The 19,625-nt window shown below is 69.1% G+C and carries 15 protein-coding genes; 12 read left to right on the forward strand and 3 right to left on the reverse strand.

Features of this window, described 5'->3' with window-relative positions:
- Window positions 1-75 precede the first annotated feature (75 nt).
- The 5 genes from FM105_RS14230 (at window position 76) to FM105_RS14250 (ending at window position 5,646) form a co-directional block, all read left to right on the forward strand.
- Window positions 76-1,281 carry an FAD-dependent oxidoreductase gene (locus tag FM105_RS14230; RefSeq protein ID WP_087009377.1) on the forward strand — a complete coding sequence of 402 codons (1,206 nt, stop codon included), beginning with the start codon at window positions 76-78 and terminating at the stop codon, window positions 1,279-1,281.
- 72 nt (window positions 1,282-1,353) lie between these two features.
- On the forward strand, window positions 1,354-2,664 hold the full coding sequence (locus FM105_RS14235; RefSeq protein ID WP_087009379.1) for an MFS transporter: 1,311 nt from the start codon (window positions 1,354-1,356) through the stop codon (window positions 2,662-2,664).
- Window positions 2,665-2,791: 127 nt separating this feature from the next.
- The gene (gene ppk2, locus FM105_RS14240; RefSeq protein WP_087009381.1) at window positions 2,792-3,694 is read left to right on the forward strand and encodes a polyphosphate kinase 2; all 903 of its coding nucleotides are present in this window, start codon (window positions 2,792-2,794) and stop codon (window positions 3,692-3,694) included.
- Between the two features lie 138 nt (window positions 3,695-3,832).
- Window positions 3,833-4,891: a phosphotransferase family protein gene (locus FM105_RS14245; protein WP_087009383.1), complete on the forward strand. Its 1,059-nt coding sequence runs from the start codon at window positions 3,833-3,835 to the stop codon at window positions 4,889-4,891.
- Entirely contained in the window at window positions 4,888-5,646 is a 759-nt protein-coding gene (locus tag FM105_RS14250) for an SDR family NAD(P)-dependent oxidoreductase (RefSeq protein WP_087009385.1), read from the forward strand. The genes FM105_RS14245 and FM105_RS14250 overlap by 4 nt, the downstream gene beginning before the upstream one ends.
- 181 nt (window positions 5,647-5,827) lie before the next feature.
- Here the strand turns inward: FM105_RS14250 and FM105_RS14255 are convergent, their stop codons facing one another.
- Window positions 5,828-7,126, reverse strand: a complete 1,299-nt coding sequence (locus FM105_RS14255; RefSeq protein ID WP_087009387.1) for a TIGR01906 family membrane protein — start codon at window positions 7,124-7,126, stop codon at window positions 5,828-5,830.
- A 248-nt stretch (window positions 7,127-7,374) separates the two neighbouring features.
- Between FM105_RS14255 and FM105_RS14260 the strand changes: the two genes are divergently transcribed.
- The gene (locus FM105_RS14260; protein ID WP_087009389.1) at window positions 7,375-7,686 is read left to right on the forward strand and encodes a hypothetical protein; all 312 of its coding nucleotides are present in this window, start codon (window positions 7,375-7,377) and stop codon (window positions 7,684-7,686) included.
- A 42-nt stretch (window positions 7,687-7,728) separates the two neighbouring features.
- Here the strand turns inward: FM105_RS14260 and FM105_RS14265 are convergent, their stop codons facing one another.
- Window positions 7,729-8,652 (reverse strand): AEC family transporter, encoded by a 924-nt coding sequence (locus tag FM105_RS14265; RefSeq protein WP_087009390.1) that lies wholly within the window; start codon window positions 8,650-8,652, stop codon window positions 7,729-7,731.
- Window positions 8,653-8,714: 62 nt separating this feature from the next.
- Between FM105_RS14265 and hrpA the strand changes: the two genes are divergently transcribed.
- On the forward strand, window positions 8,715-13,157 hold the full coding sequence (gene hrpA, locus FM105_RS14270; protein ID WP_087009392.1) for an ATP-dependent RNA helicase HrpA: 4,443 nt from the start codon (window positions 8,715-8,717) through the stop codon (window positions 13,155-13,157).
- A 43-nt stretch (window positions 13,158-13,200) separates the two neighbouring features.
- Here hrpA and FM105_RS14275 read toward each other — a convergent pair whose 3' ends face one another.
- Entirely contained in the window at window positions 13,201-13,620 is a 420-nt protein-coding gene (locus FM105_RS14275; protein WP_087009394.1) for a hypothetical protein, read from the reverse strand.
- A 51-nt stretch (window positions 13,621-13,671) separates the two neighbouring features.
- Between FM105_RS14275 and FM105_RS14280 the strand changes: the two genes are divergently transcribed.
- The 5 genes from FM105_RS14280 to FM105_RS14300 all read left to right on the forward strand — a co-directional run bounded on the left by FM105_RS14280 (window position 13,672) and on the right by FM105_RS14300 (window position 19,582).
- Window positions 13,672-15,276 (forward strand): peptide chain release factor 3, encoded by a 1,605-nt coding sequence (locus FM105_RS14280; protein ID WP_087009395.1) that lies wholly within the window; start codon window positions 13,672-13,674, stop codon window positions 15,274-15,276.
- A 160-nt stretch (window positions 15,277-15,436) separates the two neighbouring features.
- Window positions 15,437-16,522, forward strand: a complete 1,086-nt coding sequence (locus tag FM105_RS14285) for an inositol-3-phosphate synthase (RefSeq protein WP_087009397.1) — start codon at window positions 15,437-15,439, stop codon at window positions 16,520-16,522.
- A gap of 223 nt (window positions 16,523-16,745) precedes the next feature.
- On the forward strand, window positions 16,746-18,329 hold the full coding sequence (locus FM105_RS14290; RefSeq protein ID WP_087009398.1) for an AbgT family transporter: 1,584 nt from the start codon (window positions 16,746-16,748) through the stop codon (window positions 18,327-18,329).
- Window positions 18,330-18,452: 123 nt separating this feature from the next.
- Window positions 18,453-19,262 (forward strand): Bax inhibitor-1/YccA family protein, encoded by an 810-nt coding sequence (locus FM105_RS14295; RefSeq protein ID WP_087009400.1) that lies wholly within the window; start codon window positions 18,453-18,455, stop codon window positions 19,260-19,262.
- A gap of 20 nt (window positions 19,263-19,282) precedes the next feature.
- Complete coding sequence (locus FM105_RS14300) at window positions 19,283-19,582, forward strand: hypothetical protein (RefSeq protein WP_087009402.1); 300 nt, start codon at window positions 19,283-19,285, stop codon at window positions 19,580-19,582.
- Window positions 19,583-19,625 lie beyond the last annotated feature (43 nt).

Here is a 19,625-nt window from a genome sequence, read left to right on the forward strand (position 1 = left end):
AGCGGGTCGAAGCCAGCCGGAGGTGCGCCCGCCGCGGGTGCGCCCGCAGCAGTCGGGTCGTAGAGTCGCTGTGTGATGCGAACAGATGCGCGGCCCCTCCTCGTGGCAGGCGATGGTGCCGCAGGACGTGCAGCCGCCCAGTCCCTCCTCGCTGCGGAGTCGGGATTCCCGATCCTCCACCTCACCGGCCCCGCTGTCGAGGCGATCGACCGGACGACGGTCGATAAGGCGATCATGACCGGCAGGCTCTCACCCGCACGCGCGATGGCGATGCGTCCGCCGCTCGCCGGGGCGACGACGCGGGAGGACCGCGTCGTGTCCGTCGCGAAGTCCGCGGACGGCTGGAGCGTCCGGGTTCCGGGAGAGGAGATCCGTGCGTCGGGTCTCGTCCTCGCGACGGGGTCGCAGCCGCATCGGCTGGATGTGCCAGGGGCCGATGCGTGGGCTGCCGCAGGGCGGCTGTCGACCCTCCACTCCGTCGCCGATGCGCTGCGGATCCGCGAGCTCGTCGACGGGGTCGACGGTGCGAGGGTCCTGGTCACCGGATCAGGTCTGGTCGGTGCGGAGGCGGCGAGCCTGCTGACTGCGGCAGGCCACCGCGTGACCCTCGTGGCACGGTCGGGGCTGCCCGGTGCCGCAGCGTGGGGCCCTGAGATCGCACGACGGATCGCCCGCCTCCACGATGAGGCGGTCGATGCACGCTGGTCGGCCCGGATCGTGTCTCTCGAGGACGGAATCGCGGTGCTCGACGACGGGACGACGGTGGCGGCTGACCTCGTGATCGTCGCGCACGGTGCGCGGCCACGACTCCCCGACGGCGTCCCGGTGTTCACCGATGCTGCGGGGGCACCGAGCGGAGTGCGGGTCGACGACCGGCTGCGGGTGCACGGTGCGCACGCGCCGATGGTCGCCGCGGGAGCGGTGGCCCAGCACGGGGTGGGCGACGATCCGGTCGTTCCGTACCGGATCGATCACTGGGACGACGCCGAGGCCCAGGGCGCCCATGCCGCGAAGGCTCTGCTCCACGCTGTGGGACTGGGGGAGGACCCCGGACCCTATCGACCACGCAGCCCGTGGTCCGCGCGCATCCACGGACGTCAGGTGGCAGGGTTCGGACACCCGGTGCCCGGAACCGTCGAGCGGGTCGTGTCGGAGGAGCCGCTGCTCGTCGAGTTCCATACTCCGGCGGGGGAGTCGGGCGGGTCGTCGGTGGCCGCCGTCGTGGGGCTCGATGCGGGTCGGGCACTGCGGGAGCACGCGCGAGCCGTCGGCCTGCAGTGAGCGCGCAGGGACGCATCGTCCGCACGATGGACCAGCCTCTGCCCCCGCCGCCCACCGGCGTAGCCTGCGGATATGGACCGCACATCGCCCGCTGACGGGTTCCCGGACGCGCGCAGTCGGGTGCTGGCATGGCGGGCCCTGGTACTGGGGAGCCTCGCACAGACGATCGTGACGATCGTCGTGGCCGGGCCCGCATTCCTCATCCCGCTGCTGCGTGAGAAGGAGGCGTTCACGCTGGCGACCGCGGGCACTGCCGCGGCCTCCACGAGCCTCGGCATGGTCTTCACGCTGGTCATCTGGGGTGCCGTCGCCGACCGTCGGGGAGAGCGGATCGCGCTGACCGCCGGGCTGCTGGCCTGCGCGGCCGCGACTGCTCTGGGAGTGGTCCTCGCGCAGGCGGGAGCTCTCCACCAGCCCCTGCCGCTGATCGGAGTCCTCGCGCTCGCCGGTGCCGCCGGTGCGAGCGTGAATTCGGCGACGGGTCGTGTGGTCGCGGGCTGGTTCCCGCGGAGCCAGCGCGGCACTGCGATGGGGGCGCGGCAGATGGCACAGCCGCTGGGCACCGCCATCGCAGCCGTCCTCGTACCCCCTCTGGCCGCCGCGACGGGCGTGCTCGGCTTCTTCCTCGTCACCAGCGGCCTCTGCCTCGCCATCGGGATCGCATGCTGGCTGGGGATCGTGGATCCGCCGAGGCCGGCTCGAGCAGAGCTGCCGGATCCGGCTGATGCGGACGCCGGAGGGGCCGGAGAGGGCGCGAAGACCCCGGCACCGGAGCCCGCCTTCTCCTCACGTCCCGCCGACGAGGAGAACCCCTATCGTGCGGACTCCTTCCTCCTGCGGATCCACGCTGCCTCTGCGCTCCTCGTCATCCCGCAGTTCGCGTTCGCGACATACGGGCTCGTGTGGCTCATGGACTCGCAGGGGATGGCGGCTGCGACGGCAGGCCTCGTCGTGGGGGCGGCACAGCTGGCAGGAGCGGGCGCCCGGTTCGCGATGGGGCGGGTCAGTGACATCGCGCCGTCCCGCGTCGTCGTGCTCCGCATCGTCGCGTGGTTCGCCTGCGTCCTGTCCGCACTCGTCGCGGCAGTGTCCCTGGGGCTCCTCCCGGTCGTCGCCGCGATCGTGTTCATCGTGGCCTCAGCGGCGTCCGTGGCGGACAATGGCCTGGCCCTGACCTCCATCGCGGAGGCGGCCGGCCACCGCTGGTCGGGCAAGTCGATGGGGATCCAGAACACCGGCCAGCACATCGTGGGCGCAGGCGTCGGTCCCGCGCTGGGCCTCCTCATCACCGCAGGCGGGTATCCGATCGCGATGCTGTGCGTGGCCGTCGCTCCGGCCCTCGCCTCGTTCCTCGTGCCGAAGGCGGATGTGGAGCGGTCGTAGGCAGCGGCCTCGCGTTCCCCGGTCCCGAACAGGGGGCGCACCAGGCGGATTCACCGATCGTTCACGGTGCCTGTGTAGCGTCATAGGGTGAGCCCTCCGGCTTCCGTGACGAAAGGACGTCCGCATCATGCACCCCCTGCAACGGGAGAATCTGCGCGAGTACATCGACCGACTCCATCTGGAGGGCTACAGGGTCCTGCACGGCCACACTCCGGATCCGGACCTCATCGATCCGGGCGGGCGTGCTGTGGAGACCTGGCGCGAGGGCTACCCGTATGACGAGCGCATGGACCGGGAGGAGTATGAGCTGGCCAAGTACCACCTCCAGATCGAGCTCCTGAAGTTCCAGTACTGGAGCCAGGACAACGGGCTCAGCCACGTCATCGTGTTCGAGGGGCGCGATGCGGCGGGCAAGGGCGGCACCATCAAGCGGTTCACGGAGCATCTCAACCCGCGTGCGGCCAGGGTCGTCGCGCTGAACAAGCCGTCGAACGTCGAGCAGGGGCAGTGGTACTTCCAGCGCTACATCCAGCATCTGCCGACGGCCGGGGAGTTCGTCATGTTCGACCGCTCCTGGTACAACCGGGCGAACGTCGAACGCGTCATGGGCTTCTGCACCGATGAGGAGTACGAGATCTTCATGCAGCAGGCGCCGCTGTTCGAGAAGATGCTCATCGACTCCGGGATCCACGTGACGAAGTTCTGGTTCTCCGTGACGCAGGCGGAGCAGCGCACCCGCTTCGCGATCCGCCAGATCGATCCGGTGCGTCAGTGGAAGCTGTCGCCCATCGACCTGGAGTCGCTCGACAAGTGGGAGGACTACACCGCGGCCAAGGAGGCGACGTTCCTCCGCACGGACACGGACTTCGCCCCGTGGATCACCATCAAGTCGAATGACAAGAAGCGTGCGCGTCTCAATGCGATGCGCTTCTTCCTCAACCAGTTTGACTACGACGGGAAGGACACGTCCGTCGTGTATCCGGCCGATGAGAATCTGGTGAAGCGCGGACGCGAGGCCGTCGGCGACTGAGCTGGGCCGTCGGAGACTGCGTCATGGGCTCGGTGCCTGAGCCGGGCCGGTGCCTGTCGGTTCTCCAGCCGCCCGCTGATGCCCAGTAGTCTGTGATCGCGCAGCACGCGCGCGCGATTCTCAAGGAGGAGAACTGATATGAGTGTGGATCACAGCAGGGCAGAGAGCGCCTCGTCCGGCGCCTCGGCGGCGGCCGCGCACGCCGAGCAGGCCGGAATCGAACTCCCTGCGCTCGAGTCGTGGCTGCAGACGCAGCTGGGTGCGGGTGAGCTGCACGATCCGGAGTTCCTGACCGGCGGCACGCAGAATGTGCTGCTGGGCTTCACCTGGAATGACGAGCGGCTCATCTATCGCGGGCCGCCGGTCAACAAGCGGAAGAACTCCGACACGATCATGCTGCGCGAGGCCCGCGTGCTCGAAGCGCTGGGCGGCAGCGGGGTGCCGCACCCGGAGTTCATCGCCGCCTGCGAAGACCTCGACGTGCTGGGCAACGCCTTCTTCATCATGCGTGCGGTCGACGGCTTCAACGGCGTCAGCGAGATCCCCGCGCACGTCCTGGACAGCCGTGAGTGGCAGCACGAGATGGGCCTGTCCCACGCGCGCGCAGTCGCCCAGCTGGGCAATGTCGACCACGAGGCGGCCGGGCTGGAGGGCTTCGGTCGGCCGGACGGCTGGCTGGCACGGCAGCCCGGCAGGTGGGTGGGCCAGCTCGAGAGCTACCGCGACTTCGACCAGTGGGAAGGCCTCGACCATCGCGGAGTCGAGGTGATCCCCGCCTGGCTGAACGAGCGGATGCCGACTGAGCAGCGAGCGGGGATCATCCACGGCGACTGCCACGCCGGGAATGTGCTGTTCAGGAACGACTCTCCCGAGGTCGCCGCTCTGGTCGACTGGGAGCTGTGCACGCTGGGCGACCCGCTGCTCGACCTCGGGCACCTCCTGGCCTCTGCGCACGGCGTCGAGCTGCCGGGCGCACCCTCCAAGGCGGAGACCGTGGCGGCCTACGGCGACGTCAGTCGGTGGGCCGTCGACGACGTCGACTTCTACCACGTGCTGGCCTGCTTCCGCTTCGGCTCGATCCTCGAGGGCTCGCAGGCGCGCGCCTCGGCCGGGCTGGTGCCGGAGTCCGTGGGCACCCGCCTGCACGAGCGGACCGTCTCCCTCTTCGACCAGGCGATGGAGATCATCGAATCATGAGCACCTGGGCCTTCGACTTCACAGACAAGAAGATCGTCATCACCGGCGGGTCCCGCGGCCTCGGCCTCGAGATGGCCCGCGCCTTCTCCTTACTGGGCGCCGACGTCGCCATCGCCTCGCGGAAGCTCGCAGCATGCGAGGACGCAGCCGCCGCCCTCACTGCCGAGACCGGCAGCACGGTGCGACCGTACGCACTGCAGGTCGCGGACTGGGACCAGTGCACGGACTTCGCGCAGACGGTCTGGCACGACATGGGCGGAGTGGACGTGCTCGTCAACAACGCCGGCTCGTCGCCGCTGTACGACTCGATCAGCGGGATCAGCGAGGAGCTCTACGACAAGGTCATCGGGCTGAACCTCAAAGGGCCGTTCCGGCTCTCAGCGCTGCTGGGCGAGAAGATGGTCGAGGCAGGTGGGGGAGCGATCGTGAACATCTCCTCCATCGCGTCGCTGCATCCGAAGCCGGAGACGGTGCCGTATTCGGCGGCGAAGGCCGGACTCAACGCGACGACCACCGCGCTGGCGCATGCCTACGGCCCCAGCGTCCGGGTCAACGCAGTGGTGCCGGGCACCTTCCTGACAGATGTCTCGCGCCATTGGGATCACGCGGCGTTCGCGAAGCGCGCGCAGACGTTCGCGGCCCAGCGCGGGGGAGACCCCGAGGAGATCGTCGGTGCGGTGCTGTACCTGGCATCCTCGCTCGCCTCGTACACGACCGGAGCGCTGCTCACCGTCGACGGGGGCGCGCCCGATTGAGCACGCCTGGGTCCTGAGGCGGTCTGGGTTCTGAAGGCGGACGGCCCCACCGCAGGGGTGAGAAGGCAGTCATCGGCCGGGTGGGAGGGGAAAACCCACCCGGCCGATCACATCTGTGGGGGCAGCGCTGCACGCGACGGATGCGCGGCTGCGGTCTCTCGTTTCGCTGCAGGGGTCGCTTTCAGCGCTCGACGCGGCGTGCCCGGCGCTTCTTCGAGCGCCCGGCGAAGCTCAGGCAGAACGCGAAGACGCACAGGACCAGCACGATGAGCGCGAGCGCGATGCCCGCGTCGACCCAGAACTGCGGTGGGAAGAGGCGGATGAGGGAGTCATCCATGTAGAACGTCCAGGTGCCCTCGGCGAAGAAGACGTCGTGGAATCCGGTGAAGAACTGCTCCCAGCCGAGGACCGCCAGCACCGCGAGCGCGGCGAAGAGGACGAGGGTGAGGATCGGTCCCGCACGGAGGCTGCCGCGGACTCCGCTGCCGCCGCGGCGGCACTTGTAGACGCCGAACACGATCATGCCGATCGCTGCGATGACCGCGGTGAGCGTGAGGATGCCGATCAGGGACTTCACGTCGGCCATGTGCGAGATCTCCCCGGACGTGAAGAGGGGAGTGCCGTCCGGCAGGACGACGTCGGAGAGGTAGCGCTCCGTGGCCAGGTTGAAGAGGTAGTCGACGGTGTAGGAGCCGTAGTGCAGGCGATCCGCGTCGGTGAAGCCGTACTGGTCGTCTGGGAAGCCGGGGCGCCAGTTGTACGTCCACGCGAGGAACCACCCGGATGCCACCGTGCGCACTGCGAGCGCGAGGGCGACGAAGGGGAACCCGAGCGTGATCCACACGGCGCCGATCACGTCGAGCGGGTTGCGCCTGCGCTCCGGCATCTCCATGGTGCGGGACGCCATCGACGCTTCGGCATCGCGCGTCTCCCGGCGGTCCTCGTCGAGCTTCGAGGCCCGCTTGGCGGCCCTGCGCTCCTTGCGGGTGAGCTTCTTCGTCGGCTGATCGCCCGCGGGGGCCGCGGCGCTCTCGCCGTTGATGAGTGACCATTCCTCGTCCGAGATCATGCCCGGTCGTCCAGCCGACCCATCGGTTCCGGCCGAGCCGACCGCTGCAGCTCCCGCTGCGGTGCCGCCTGCGGCTCCAGCCGCGCTCGTGCTCGTCGCCGAGGCCACCGTGACTCCGCGTCCGTGGTCGCCTTCCGCATCCGCGTCAGTATGGGAGATGGGGTCGAACTCCGCAGTCGCCTGATCGTCGTGGGAGGGATCGCCGTCGCGGATCGGATCGAACGAGGCGGTCGCGTCCGGATCGAACGCAGAGGCGTCGAAGGTGCCTGACCGGTCGGACTCGTGCGCGCCCGCTACCGCACCGGCGTCGCCGCCGGCGTAGTGAGCCGCCGTCGGGTCGTCCCCGTCCGGCTGAGAGCTCAGCCGGCGGGAGAGGAGGTCCTTCGGCTCGTTCGGATCGTCTGCAGTCACGTGTTCATTGTGGACGGGGAGGGCGCGCCAGACGCGGACGACACGCCTGGAGCAGGCGATTCCCGCCCTCCGGTGCTGCGAGTATCGGATCGATGTGATCGGCCCGAAGCCCTTCCGGACGGGTCCGGAAGGGGACTACCGTGGATGGATGGACGACCTCATGAGGATCTTCAGCCCCCGCGTCCGATCCGTCCTCGCGGCGGAGTTCCGACGGAAGCTGTCCGCCGTGGGCGGTGGAGACGACGTCTATGCCGCTGCGGACCACAGACCTGCTGGGCGACCTGGAGGCGTGGATCTCCGATTCCACACACGTGGAGGCGACCTCGTGGACCGAGGTGCGGCACATCCTCGTGGACCTCATCGTCGAGTCGTTGGACTCCTCCGAGGTCCGGACGGTGTTCGCAGAGGCCGGTGCGGCACCTGTGCTCCTCGTCTGCGAGGCTGACGAGGCCGACCGCGGCACGGGGCCGGTGATCGCCGCGCTGGAGCGCCTCAACGCGGACCACCCGTACAGGGTCGATGTCGAGGACGCACTCGGCTACTGGCGGGGTGAGGGCTAGTCCAGTGCTCCGTCGACCCCGCTGCGCCTCATCCAGCCGCCGCTACCCCAGGAGCGCCGAGCACACGAGGATCGCGGGCACGGACAGCACTGTCGTGATGAACACGCTGTCGCGCACGAGCGTCTCCGATTGCCGGTACCGCATCGAGTAGATGTAGACGTTCTGCGCGGTGGGCAGCGCGGACGTCACGACGATCGCCATGAGGTCCACACCGGTCCACCCCAGGATCGGTCCGCCGATCACCCATGCGATCACCGGCTGGACGATGAGCTTCGTCGACGTGATGATCGTCAGCTGCGAGCGCGTGCCCTTGAGCGGCAGCTGCCACCCGTCCTTGAAGCTCAGGCCGAACGCCAGGAGTGCGCCGGGCACGGACATGTCGCCCACCATGCTGAGCGGGTCGAAGAGCACCGGGGGCACGTCGAATCCGGTGCCGGACACGGTGATGCCCGCGACGGCGCCGATCACGATCGGGTTCCGGATGATCGTCCAGATCGGCGACCACCAGTGGTCGACCTTCCCCTGCCGGATCGTGTCGAGGACCGCCATGCCGATGGGAGCCAGCAGGAGCAGCTGGAAGAGCAGCACGGGCGCGACGTAGGCGATGTCGCCCAGCACGTAGATCGCGATGGGGATGCCCAGGTTCCCGATGTTCACGTAGCTCACCGCCCACGCGGAGAACATCGCCTCTCCGGTGGATCGCTTCCGCAGCCACCGGGTGAGCACGAAGAGTGCGACGGCGCAGAGCACGGCTGACCCGCCGGTGGCGATGAGCTGGGTGGAGAAGATGAACGTGAGGTCCGTCTCCGCGATCATCGTGAAGAGCAGGGCCGGCGTCGCGATGTAGAACACGACGCCTGCGATGACCTGCTGCGCATGGGGTCCGAGCACGCCGGTGCGGCCCAGCACGAACCCGGTGAGGACGACGACGGCGATGACGCCGAACCCTTCGAACACTCCGAGCACTCGCGCCCCCTCTCATCGGGCAACCTTACGCGCGGGCGAACGCCGGTAGCCTGGTGTTCGCCATGAGAGACGAGACCCCTGAGACGCCCGACACCTCCCGCGACACGCCTGTGCCCGCCCGCAGGGGCGCGAAGCAGTCGGCAGACGGTGCGGGCTCCCGCGGCCGAGGCCGTCCCCGGCGGAAGCGCGCGGGTGACCGTCGTCGTCCCGACGGCGGGTCGCGCCGTGAGCAGCACGAGGCCCGACGCGAGCGTCAGCGGGCCGCACGCGCGACCCGCGACCCGCTGCTCGAGTACCCCGGTGAGCTCCCCGTCGTCGAGCATCGCGAGGAGATCGCGGAGGCGATCCGCGATCATCAGGTCGTCGTCATCGCCGGCGAGACGGGGTCGGGCAAGACGACGCAGATCCCGAAGATCTGCCTGGAGCTGGGCTTGGGTGTGACGGGCATGATCGGCCATACCCAGCCCCGTCGCATCGCGGCACGATCCGTGGCGGCCCGCCTGGCGGACGAGATGGGGGAGGACCTGGGCGACACGGTCGGCTACCAGGTGCGCTTCACGTCACAGGTGGCCGATCACACCCGCGTGAAGGTGATGACCGACGGCATCCTGCTGTCCGAGCTGCGCCACGACCGCCTGCTGCGGGACTACGAGGTCCTCATCATCGACGAGGCCCACGAACGCAGCCTCAACATCGACTTCATCATCGGCCTGCTCACCCGCCTCCTGAAGGAGCGGCCCGACCTCAAGGTCATCATCACGTCTGCGACGATCAACCCGGAGGCGTTCAGCGAGCACTTCGACGATGCCCCGATCATCTCCGTGTCCGGCCGGACCTACCCGGTCGAGGTCCGCTATCGGCCACTGGACCCCACCGCCGATGCGAGCGGAGACGGCGACGACGATGACGAGGGGGCCCTCACCCGTGGGGGCGCCGCCTCGAGGACGCCCAAGGACCAGGTCGAGGGCATCATCGACGCCTTCGACGAACTGACGGGGGAGGCGCCCGGCGACATCCTCGTCTTCCTGTCCGGCGAGCGGGAGATCCGCGACGCCGCGGATGCGCTGACCGACCACGTGCAGCGGGCGACGCGGAGGGGACCGCGCAGCCGCGGTGCCGACTGGGAGGTCGTGCCCCTGTTCGCGCGGCTGTCCTCGCAGGAGCAGCAGCGCGTCTTCCAGCCCCACGGCCGACCGCGCTTGGTGCTGGCGACGAACGTGGCGGAGACCTCGCTGACGGTGCCGGGGATCAAGTACGTCATCGACACCGGAGTGGCCCGCATCTCGCGCTACTCGAACCGCACGAAGGTCCAGCGGCTGCCGATCGAGCCGATCAGCCAGGCCAGCGCCAACCAGCGCAAGGGCCGGTCCGGCCGCACCAGCGACGGGATCTGCATCCGCCTCTACTCCGAGGCGGACTTCGAGGCCCGACCGGAGTTCACCGATCCGGAGATCCTGCGGACGAACCTGGCGAGCGTCATCCTCCAGATGGCCACGCTGGGATTCGTGCGCACGGAGAGGGACGTCACGGACTTCCCGTTCCTCACGCCGCCGGATCCGCGCGCGGTGCGCGACGGACGCGCGCTGCTGGCAGAGCTGGGCGGGCTGCGGATCGCGCAGGACGGCGCGCTGAGCGTGACGGAGACCGGGCGGAGGATCGCCGCGCTGCCCATCGATCCCCGCTTGGCGCGCATGGTCATCGCCGGAGCGCAGAACGGGTGCGGAGCGGAGGTCGCAGTCATCGTCGCCGCGCTGTCCACGCAGGATCCGCGCGAGCGCCCCGCAGAGCAGCGGGGCGAGGCTGATGCGCTGCACGCGCGCTTCACCCACACGCGGAGCGACTTCCTGTCCTTCCTCGCACTGTGGAACTACGTCCGCGAGCAGTCGCAGACGCTGTCCAGCTCGAAGTTCCGCCGCACGATCCGCGGTGAGTTCCTCAACTACGTCCGCATCCGCGAATGGCAGGACCTCGTCGGACAGCTGCGGGCGATCGCCGGATCCGCCGGCATCCAGCTGGGCGAGGTGACCTGGAAGACGGGTGCTGACGGGGACTACGAGCAGCGAACCGCGGCGACGGGCGGGCGCACGCGGGGAAGGTCCCGTGGCAGCGGTGCCGGTTCCGGTGGCGGCGCGGCCGGTTCCGGCCCGTTCGACGAGCAGGCCGTCGCGATCCACACCTCCCTGCTCACCGGCCTGCTGTCGATGATCGGGCAGAAGCTGCCGGACGGACGCGAGTACCAGGGCGCCCGCGGTTCGCGCTTCCAGATCTTCCCCGGCTCCGGACTCTTCAAGAAGGGCCCGGACTTCGTCATGGCCGCGGAGCTCGTCGAGACGTCGCGCCTGTGGGCGCGCACGGTCGCGTGGGCGGATCCGGACTGGATCCTCGACGTGGCTGGCGACCTCGTGAAGCGGACCCACGCGGAGCCCCGCTGGTCCGCGAAGAGCGGTCACGCGGTCGCAGACGAGAAGGCGACGCTGTACGGGGTGACCCTCTACGCCGAGCGCCCGGTCTCCTACGCGCGGATCGACCCGATCGTCGCGCGTGAGCTGTTCATCCGGCACGCCCTGGTGGAGGGCGATTGGCGGGAGACGCACGAGTTCCTGACGACGAACGCGCGCACCCTGGCAGAGGCCGAAGAGCTCGCCTCCCGCACCCGCGACCGGCGCGTGCTGGCGGGCGAGGACGACCTCTACGCCTTCTACGACGCACGGGTGCCGGACGACGTCCTCACCGCGTCCGACTTCACCGGGTGGTGGCGGAAGAAGCGGCGCGAGGACCCCGCGCACCTCGACGTGCCGCTCGATCTGCTGCTCGCGGAGGACGCGGCGGACCGCACCGCGGACCTCGCCCGCGACTACCCGACGCACTGGGTGCTGCCCGCCCGCGACGACACGGAGGACGACGCCCGCGCAGAACTGCGGTACTCCTTCGAGCCGGGCACCGAAGGCGACGGGGTCACGGCGGAGATCCAGATGAACGACCTGGACCGCGCCGACCCCCACGCGTTCTCGTGGCACGTGCCGGGCCTGCGGGTCGACTTCGTCTCAGCCCTCATCCGCTCCCTGCCCAAGGCGAAGCGGACGTACTTCGTCCCCGCTCCGGATGTGGCGCGCGAGATCCTCGCGCACCTGCGCGCCGCCGATGAGGAGGGAGTCGGCAGCCTGCCCGAGGTCCTCGCCGCAGAGCTCACCGCCCGCGGCGGCGGAGGCCGCCTCGAGGACCGCAATCCGATCACGGTGTCACCCGCCGACTTCGACTGGGCGCGAGTACCCGCGCACTTGAGGCTCCGCTTCCGCCTGCAGCGCGGCCGCCGGGTGCTCGCAGAGGGCTTCGACCTGGCCGCGCTCCAAGCAGATCAGCGCAGACGCGAGGCCGCGCGGGCGCAGAAGGCGCTCGCCCGGGAGTCCGCTGCGGCGGGCGGACGGTCGGGCGGCGGGAACGCTCGAACCGCGGCCGAGGCCGCAGCCGGCTCCCGACGCAACGGCGCCGGACCGTCCGGACCGTCCGGTCCTGCTGGTCAGGCCAATCAGGCCGGCCGCGGACAGCCGGCCGCTGGACGTGCAGGGCAGGGGACCTCGGGCGCGGGGGCCGGAGGATCGGCGCAGGGAGCCGCACGGTCGACGCGTGCGGCCCGGGAGCCGGTGCCCACGCGGGAGCAGCTGGTGGACCGGGTGCGGGCCGGCGCCTCGGCGGTCCTCGCGTATGCGAAGGAGCACCTGAGCACGCAGGAGAAGCTGGTGCTCGCGGGGCACCAGAAGACTTCGGACGCGCTGCTGGAGGCGGTCCTGCGCGTCGCCGCGCGCGGGGAGGTCGCGGCAGCCGGCATCGGACCGGACGGCACGTACGCCCACCCAGCCGACGCGGGCGGTGCGAGCGCGGCGGCAGGCGGTCCGGCCTCGGCGGGGGAACCGGGGACTGCACCCGAGACGGAGGCGCTCGTCCGCTCCGCGCAGGGCGGACTCACGACTCGGCTCGAGAAGCTGGTGCCCGCGCTCATCGCAGCCCTCACGGGGATGACGACGCTCGATACGAAGGTGACGAAGGCGTCGTCGCTGGTGATCCTCGCGAACCTCGCGGACGTGAAGGACTGGCGCGACGCGATGGGGACCGCCCCTGCGATCGCCGGACTCAGCGAGGCCGCGCTGCTGCGGCTGCCGCGGTGGGTGGAGGCGGCGAACGTGCGCGTCGACGCGATGGTCGACCAGCCGCCGCGCGACCGTCAGCTCATGGACCGCGTCCTGGGGTCCGAGGCAGGAGTCTCGAAGAAGCTGCAGACGGCGCATCCCGAGGTCGCCGGTCTGGGCCGTGCCGCCCGGCTGGGTGCCGTCGTGGAAGCGGGCGCGGCTGCGAGCGGACCCGGCAGACCGGCCGGCGGACCGGGGGAGGGGTGGCACGCGATCCTCTTCCAGCAGGAGGAGCTCAGGCTGAGCCTCTTCGCCCCGGCGCTGGGAGCCATGGGCAAGGTGTCGGAGCAGAGGATCGCCAAGGCGCTCACCGCGATGTGAGGGTGGGGATCAGTCCTGAGCGGGGGCCATTACCAAGCGGGGATCACTCCCAGAAGGTGCCGGTGACCAGGCCCAGCAACGGCATGAATCCCGCAGCCAGCACCGTGGCGCCGGCCCAGATCCACCGCCAGCGCCACGTGTCCCGCCGCCATCCGACGAACAGGCAGACGAGCGCTCCCACGAGGCAGATGAAGCCGCCCAGGCTCATGAGCGCGACCCCGAAGACGGCCCAGCCGCCGGCGCCCAGCTGCAGGATGTAGACCGCGATCATGGACACCTCGAGCGAGAACGCGATCGACAGCCACAGGAGCGGGACGCTCACGACCGCGGCGAGCACCAGCGGGAGGTATCGGAGCAGGCGGGCGCGCCTGTGGGGGTCACGCGCGACGACCGTGAGTTCGTCGTCCGCGTGGTCGTCCGTGCGGTCGTCACCGGGTGCTGGGGATCCGTGCTCTGTGCTCACGGCGACCAGCCTAGATGTTCCCGCTGGACACCACCTGCCTACACTGGTGCGGTGAACTCTGGCCCCTCATCCTCGTCCCACACACCCGCTGCCGTCCGCGGGCAGGCGAAGCGTCGACGCACCTTCGCCGTCATCTCGCACCCCGACTCCGGCAAATCGACGCTCACGGAGGCGCTCGCCCTCCATGCCCGCGCGATCGGCACGGCTGGCGCGACCCACGGCAAGGCGGGCCGTCGCTCCACCGTGTCCGACTGGATGTCGATGGAGCAGGAGCGCGGTATCTCCATCACGTCCGCGGCCCTTCAGTTCGAGTACGACGACGTCGTCTTCAACCTGCTCGACACCCCGGGCCACGCGGACTTCTCCGAGGACACCTACCGCGTGCTGTCCGCCGTGGACAGCGCGGTCATGCTCGTCGACGCGGCCAAGGGGCTCGAGGTCCAGACGATGAAGCTGTTCGAGGTCTGCAAACACCGCGGCATCCCCATCGTCACCGTCATCAACAAGTGGGACCGCGCGGGCCACGAGCCGCTCGCGCTCATGGACGAGATCCACGAGCGCACCGGAATGCTGCCGACGCCGCTGACCTGGCCCGTCGGGCAGTCGGGCGACTTCCGCGGCGTGCTCGATCGGCTCACCGGCGAGTACACCAAGTACACGCGCGACAGCGGCGGCGCCAGCATCGCGGGTGAGGAGACGTTCGCTCCGGAGGCTGCGCAGCAGCTCGAGGGCGAGACGTGGACGACCGCGGTCGATGAGGCGGAGCTGCTGGAGCTGGAGGAGCAGGACCACGATCAGGAGGCGTACCTGGCCGGGCGCACCACGCCGGTGCTGTTCGCCTCGGCCGTCCTGAACTTCGGCGTGCACAAGCTCCTCGACACCCTGGTTGCCATCGCACCGGCGGCCGAACCGCGGCCCGACGTGAACGAGGAGCCGCGCCCCGTGGATGCGCCCTTCTCCGGCTTCGTCTTCAAGGTGCAGGCCGGCATGGACAGCAACCACCGCGACCGGTTGGCGTACGTGCGGGTGTGCTCCGGCGTCTTCGAGCGCGGCATGGTCGTCACCCACGCCAACACCGGCAAGCCGTTCGCCACGAAGTACGCGCAGCAGGTGTTCGGGCGCGACCGGGAAGCGGTCGACGAGGCGTTCCCCGGTGACGTCGTCGGTCTGGTGAACGCCTCCGCGCTGGGCGTGGGGGACTCGCTGTACCTGGACCGCAAGGTCGTGTTCCCGGGCATCCCGACGTTCTCGCCGGAGCACTTCATGGTGATCCGCGCGAAGGACTCCTCGAAGTACAAGCAGTTCCGCAAGGGCATCGAGCAGCTCGACCACGAAGGCGTCATCCAGGTGCTGCGCAGCGACCTGCGCGGCGACCAGGCGCCGGTGCTGGGGGCGGTCGGCCCGATGCAGTTCGAGGTGGCCGAGGACCGCATGGTCAACGAGTTCAACGCGCCCTGCGAACTGGAGCGGCTCAACTTCTCGATCGCACGGCGCACCGTGCGCGATTCGGTGCCGACCCTGTCGCGCGAGCGGAACGTCGAGGTGCTGTCCCGGTCGGACGGCGAGCTGCTCGCGCTGTTCTCCGACCGGTGGCGGCTGCAGGGGGTTGAGCGCGCCCACCCGGACGTGGTGCTGGAACCACTCGTCGTGAGCTGAGGAACAGAACGGCGCCTCCTTCGGATCCTGGTTCGCTCAGCAGGTGAACGGAGGACTAAGATGAGCTGGCGCCCGGACGGTCATCCGCTCTGCACCGCGATCGATCGCGTGTGCTCGCACCCCTCGGGCATTCTGAAGATTTTGAGGAGAGTACGAGACTGTGGCTGAGAATCCGATTCGGGTCGCCATCGCGGGCCTGGGCAACTGCGCGAGTTCGCTGATCCAGGGCGTGGAATACTATCGCGACGCGGATCCCGCCCAGAAGGTCCCTGGGCTCATGCACGTCCAGTTCGGCGACTACCACGTGAGCGACCTCGAGTTCGTCGCGGCCTTCGATGTCGACGGCAAGAAGGTCGGCCAGGACATCGCAGAGGCGATCCACGTGAGCGAGAACAACACGATCAAGCTCGCGGACGTCCCGCCGACCGGTGTGACCGTGCAGCGCGGTCCGACGCTCGATGGGATGGGCGAGTACTACCGCGACACCATCGTCGAATCCGATGATGAGCCCGTCGATGTGGCGCAGGCCCTGCGGGACGCGCGCGCCGATGTCCTCGTCTGCTACCTGCCCGTCGGCTCGCAGGAGGCGACGGAGTTCTACGCGCAGGCCGCGGTCGATGCCAAGGTCGCCTTCGTGAACGCGCTTCCCGTGTTCATCGCGGGCACCAAGTCGTGGGACGACAAGTTCAAGGCGGCGGGCGTCCCGATCGTCGGCGATGACATCAAGAGCCAGATCGGTGCGACCATCACCCACCGCGTCATGGCGAAGCTGTTCGAGGACCGCGGCGTCGTGCTCGATCGCACGTACCAGCTGAACGTCGGCGGCAACATGGACTTCAAGAACATGCTCGAGCGCAAGAGGCTCGAATCGAAGAAGATCTCGAAGACCCGGGCGGTCACGTCCAACACCAGCGTCGACCTCGCGGAGCGCGACGTCCACATCGGGCCCTCCGACTACGTCGAGTGGCTGGACGACCGCAAGTGGGCGTTCGTGCGGCTCGAGGGACGCAATTTCGGCGATGCCCCCGTGTCGATCGAGTACAAGCTCGAAGTGTGGGACTCGCCCAACAGCGCCGGCGTCATCATCGATGCCGTCCGGGCCGCGAAGATCGGTCTGGATCGCGGGATCGGCGGAGCGCTCATCAGCGCCTCCTCGTACTTCATGAAGTCGCCCCCGCAGCAGCAGGATGACGACGCGGCGCACTCTGCGATCGAGGCGTTCATCCGCGGCGAGATCGACTCGTGAGCTGATCCGTCCGCTCGCTGAGCGGGCCCGCCCGCTCCGGGTGGACTGATCCCACGCCCTGCAGGGCACGTTGCCGCGTGCGCTGCAGGGCGCCGTGCGTTCGCAGCCGCGTGCGCGCGTCGACCGCAGCGAGTACAGTGACTCCGTTGTCCGCCGCCGAGTGCTCGCGATCACGCTGCCACGGCGCGGCCAGCCCCACTGCAAACCGTCATGAGGAGTAACCGTGTCCGGTTCCACGGCCGCCGGCCCCAGCCCCGCTCGCGAGACAGGTGGGGAGCGGCTCGGCCCCCTCATGCGGGCCCTCGTCGTCATCGAGAAGGCCGGCAACAAGCTGCCGCACCCGTTCTGGCTCTTCCTGGGCCTCGCGCTGATCGTGATGCTCCTGTCCGCGCTGTTCTCCGCACTGGGGACGTCTGCGGTCAATCCCGCGACGGGCGAGGACGTCGTCGTCACCAACCTGTTCGGCGCGGAGGCGCTGCGCGATCTGGTGTCGAATGCGGTGAACAACTACGTGACGTTCCCGGCGCTGGGCCTGGTGCTCGTCGTGCTGTTCGGCGTCGCAGTGGCGGAGCAGTCCGGGCTCATCCCCGCACTCATGAAGGCCGCTCTGCGCTCCGCCTCACCGCGGTGGGTCACGGTCATCGTCGCGCTCGTGGGCTCCGGCGCGTCGATGGCGTCGGACGCCGCGTATATGATCGTCATCCCCCTGGGCGGCATTGCGTTCAAGGCGGTGGGCCGCAACCCGATCATCGGCTGTGCGGTCGCCTATGCGGCGACGTCCGGCGGCTATTCTGCGGCGCCGTTCGTCAACTCGCTCGATGCGATCCTCGGCGGGCTGTCGACGTCCGCCGCGCAGATCATCGACGAGTCGTACGTCGTCACACCCGTGGCGAACCTCTACTTCAACTTCGCGTCGATGTTCGTCGTGGCCTTCGCCGTGACGCTCGTGACGGAGCTGCTCCTCAACAAGCGCGGCGAGCAGCTGACCGTCGACGCCGACGCCGACGACGGGGTGGACGACCACCGGGAGTTCGCGCGCGGCGCCTCGGCGACGGAGAAGCGCGGCATGATCGCCGCACTCATCACCATGGTCCTGGGCATCGGCCTCGTCATCGTCCTGGCACTGCCGGAGGCCTCGTTCCTCCGTGACGCGGAGGGCGGCTTCGGCCCGGAGTCCGGTCTCATGGCCGGCATCGCCGCGATCGTCGGTCTGGGCTTCTTCGTGCTCGGCATCGCCTACGGAGTCGTGACCGGCTCGATCAGGACGTGGGAGACGATCCCCAACATGATGGCCGAGGGCGTGCGCCCCTTCGTCCAGGTGATGGTCCTGTTCTTCGCCGCCTCCCAGTTCCTCGCCGTCTTCTCCGCGTCGTCGCTGGGCGAGATCTTCGCGATCAACGGCGCGGAGTTCTTCCAGAGTGTCGATGCGGGTCCGTTCGTCATCCTCCTGGGCGCCTCGCTGCTCGTCGGGATGGGAGCACTCTTCATCACGTCGGGCACCGGCCTCTGGACGCTGCTGAGCGTCATCCTCGTGCCGATGCTCATGCTGCTGGGCATCTCGCCGGAGACGACGCAGGCGATGTACCGGATCGGCGACTCCACGTTCAACATCGTGTCTCCGATGAGCCCGTACTTCATCATGATCCTGGGCTTCGTGCAGCGCTACAAGAAGGACGCGGGCATCGGCACTCTGCTGTCGCTGACCATTCCTCTGAGCATCACCATGTGGCTGTGCTGGACGATCTTCTTCTTCGCATGGTGGGCTCTCGGCATCCCGTTCGGCCCGGGCACGAGCACCACCTACTGACCGGCGCGATCACGGCGACATCACGATCAGTCCGAGACGTGGGAATTCTGTGAAGTGATACAGGGTTCATCCATAGACTGGTCTCGACTCGACCACACCTGATCTTCGATGGGAAGGACCCCGATGAGCAATCCGCTCGTGCGCCGTGGCCTCAACGACGGAATCCGGGCGGGGCAGGAGCAGAACCGCATCCCGGCCCCCTCCGACCAGCAGCTGCAGGAGATGTACGACGCGCCGGCATACCAGTCCCAGCCGGTCGCCGAACGGTCGATGACCTACGACGACGTCCTCATGAAGACCGGGATCTGCTTCGCGGTCCTGCTCGCGGGCGCGGTCGTCGGATGGATCGTTCCGATGCTGGCGATGCCGTCGGCGATCGTGGCGCTGGTGATCGGCCTGATCATCGCGTTCAAGAAGGAGCCCAGCAAGGGCCTCATCCTGACCTATGCGGCGATCCAGGGCGTGTTCCTCGGCGGCATCTCGAGCACGTTCGAGAACGCGTACGACGGTATCGTCATGCAGGCGGTGCTGGGCACGCTCAGCGTCTTCCTCGTGATGTTCGCGCTGTTCAAGTTCAAGATCATCCGCATGAGCTCCGGCTTCATGAAGTTCCTCATGCTGGCGGTGGGCGGCTACGCCGTGTTCTCGCTGGTGAACTTCGGCTTCGCGATGCTGTCCGGCGGAGAGATGAACGCCCGCACGATGGAGATCACGATCCTGGGCATCTCGATGCCGCTGGGCGTCCTCATCTCCGGTGTGGCAGTCGTGCTCGCGGCACTCACGCTGGTCTCGGACTTCCACATGATCGAACAGGGCGTGCGCCACAAGATCCCGGAGAAGTACTCGTGGGTCTGCGCGTTCTCGCTCATGGTCACCCTCGTGTGGCTCTACATCGAGATCCTGCGCCTGCTGTCGTACTTCCGGTCGAACTGACGGGTTCGACAAGGCAGACGATGCAGACGGACATGACGGCGGCGGCCCTCCTGGAGGAGGTCCGCCGCCTTCGTGTTCGCGTGATGGGCCTGTCGACGCCGCAGCTGGACTCCGGGAGGCGCATGCGCATCCGGGAGGCCCTCGCCCATCTGTCCGATCTGCGCGCGGACGGGCGCCGGGTGCCGGTCCTGGAGGACCGGGTGCTCGCCGATCAGGTCGTCGTCCTCCTCACCGACTGCCTGCCGGAGTACGGAGCGACTGACACGCAGACCGCCACGGCCCTCACGATCGCAGAGGAACTGCGCCGCGACCTCGCGTAGTCGTCGCCCGGTCCTCGCCCACACCCACGCTCATTCACCTCGA

The sequence above is a fragment of the Brevibacterium yomogidense genome, from assembly GCF_900163715.1.
Classification (GTDB): Bacteria; Actinomycetota; Actinomycetes; order Actinomycetales; family Brevibacteriaceae; genus Brevibacterium; species Brevibacterium yomogidense_A.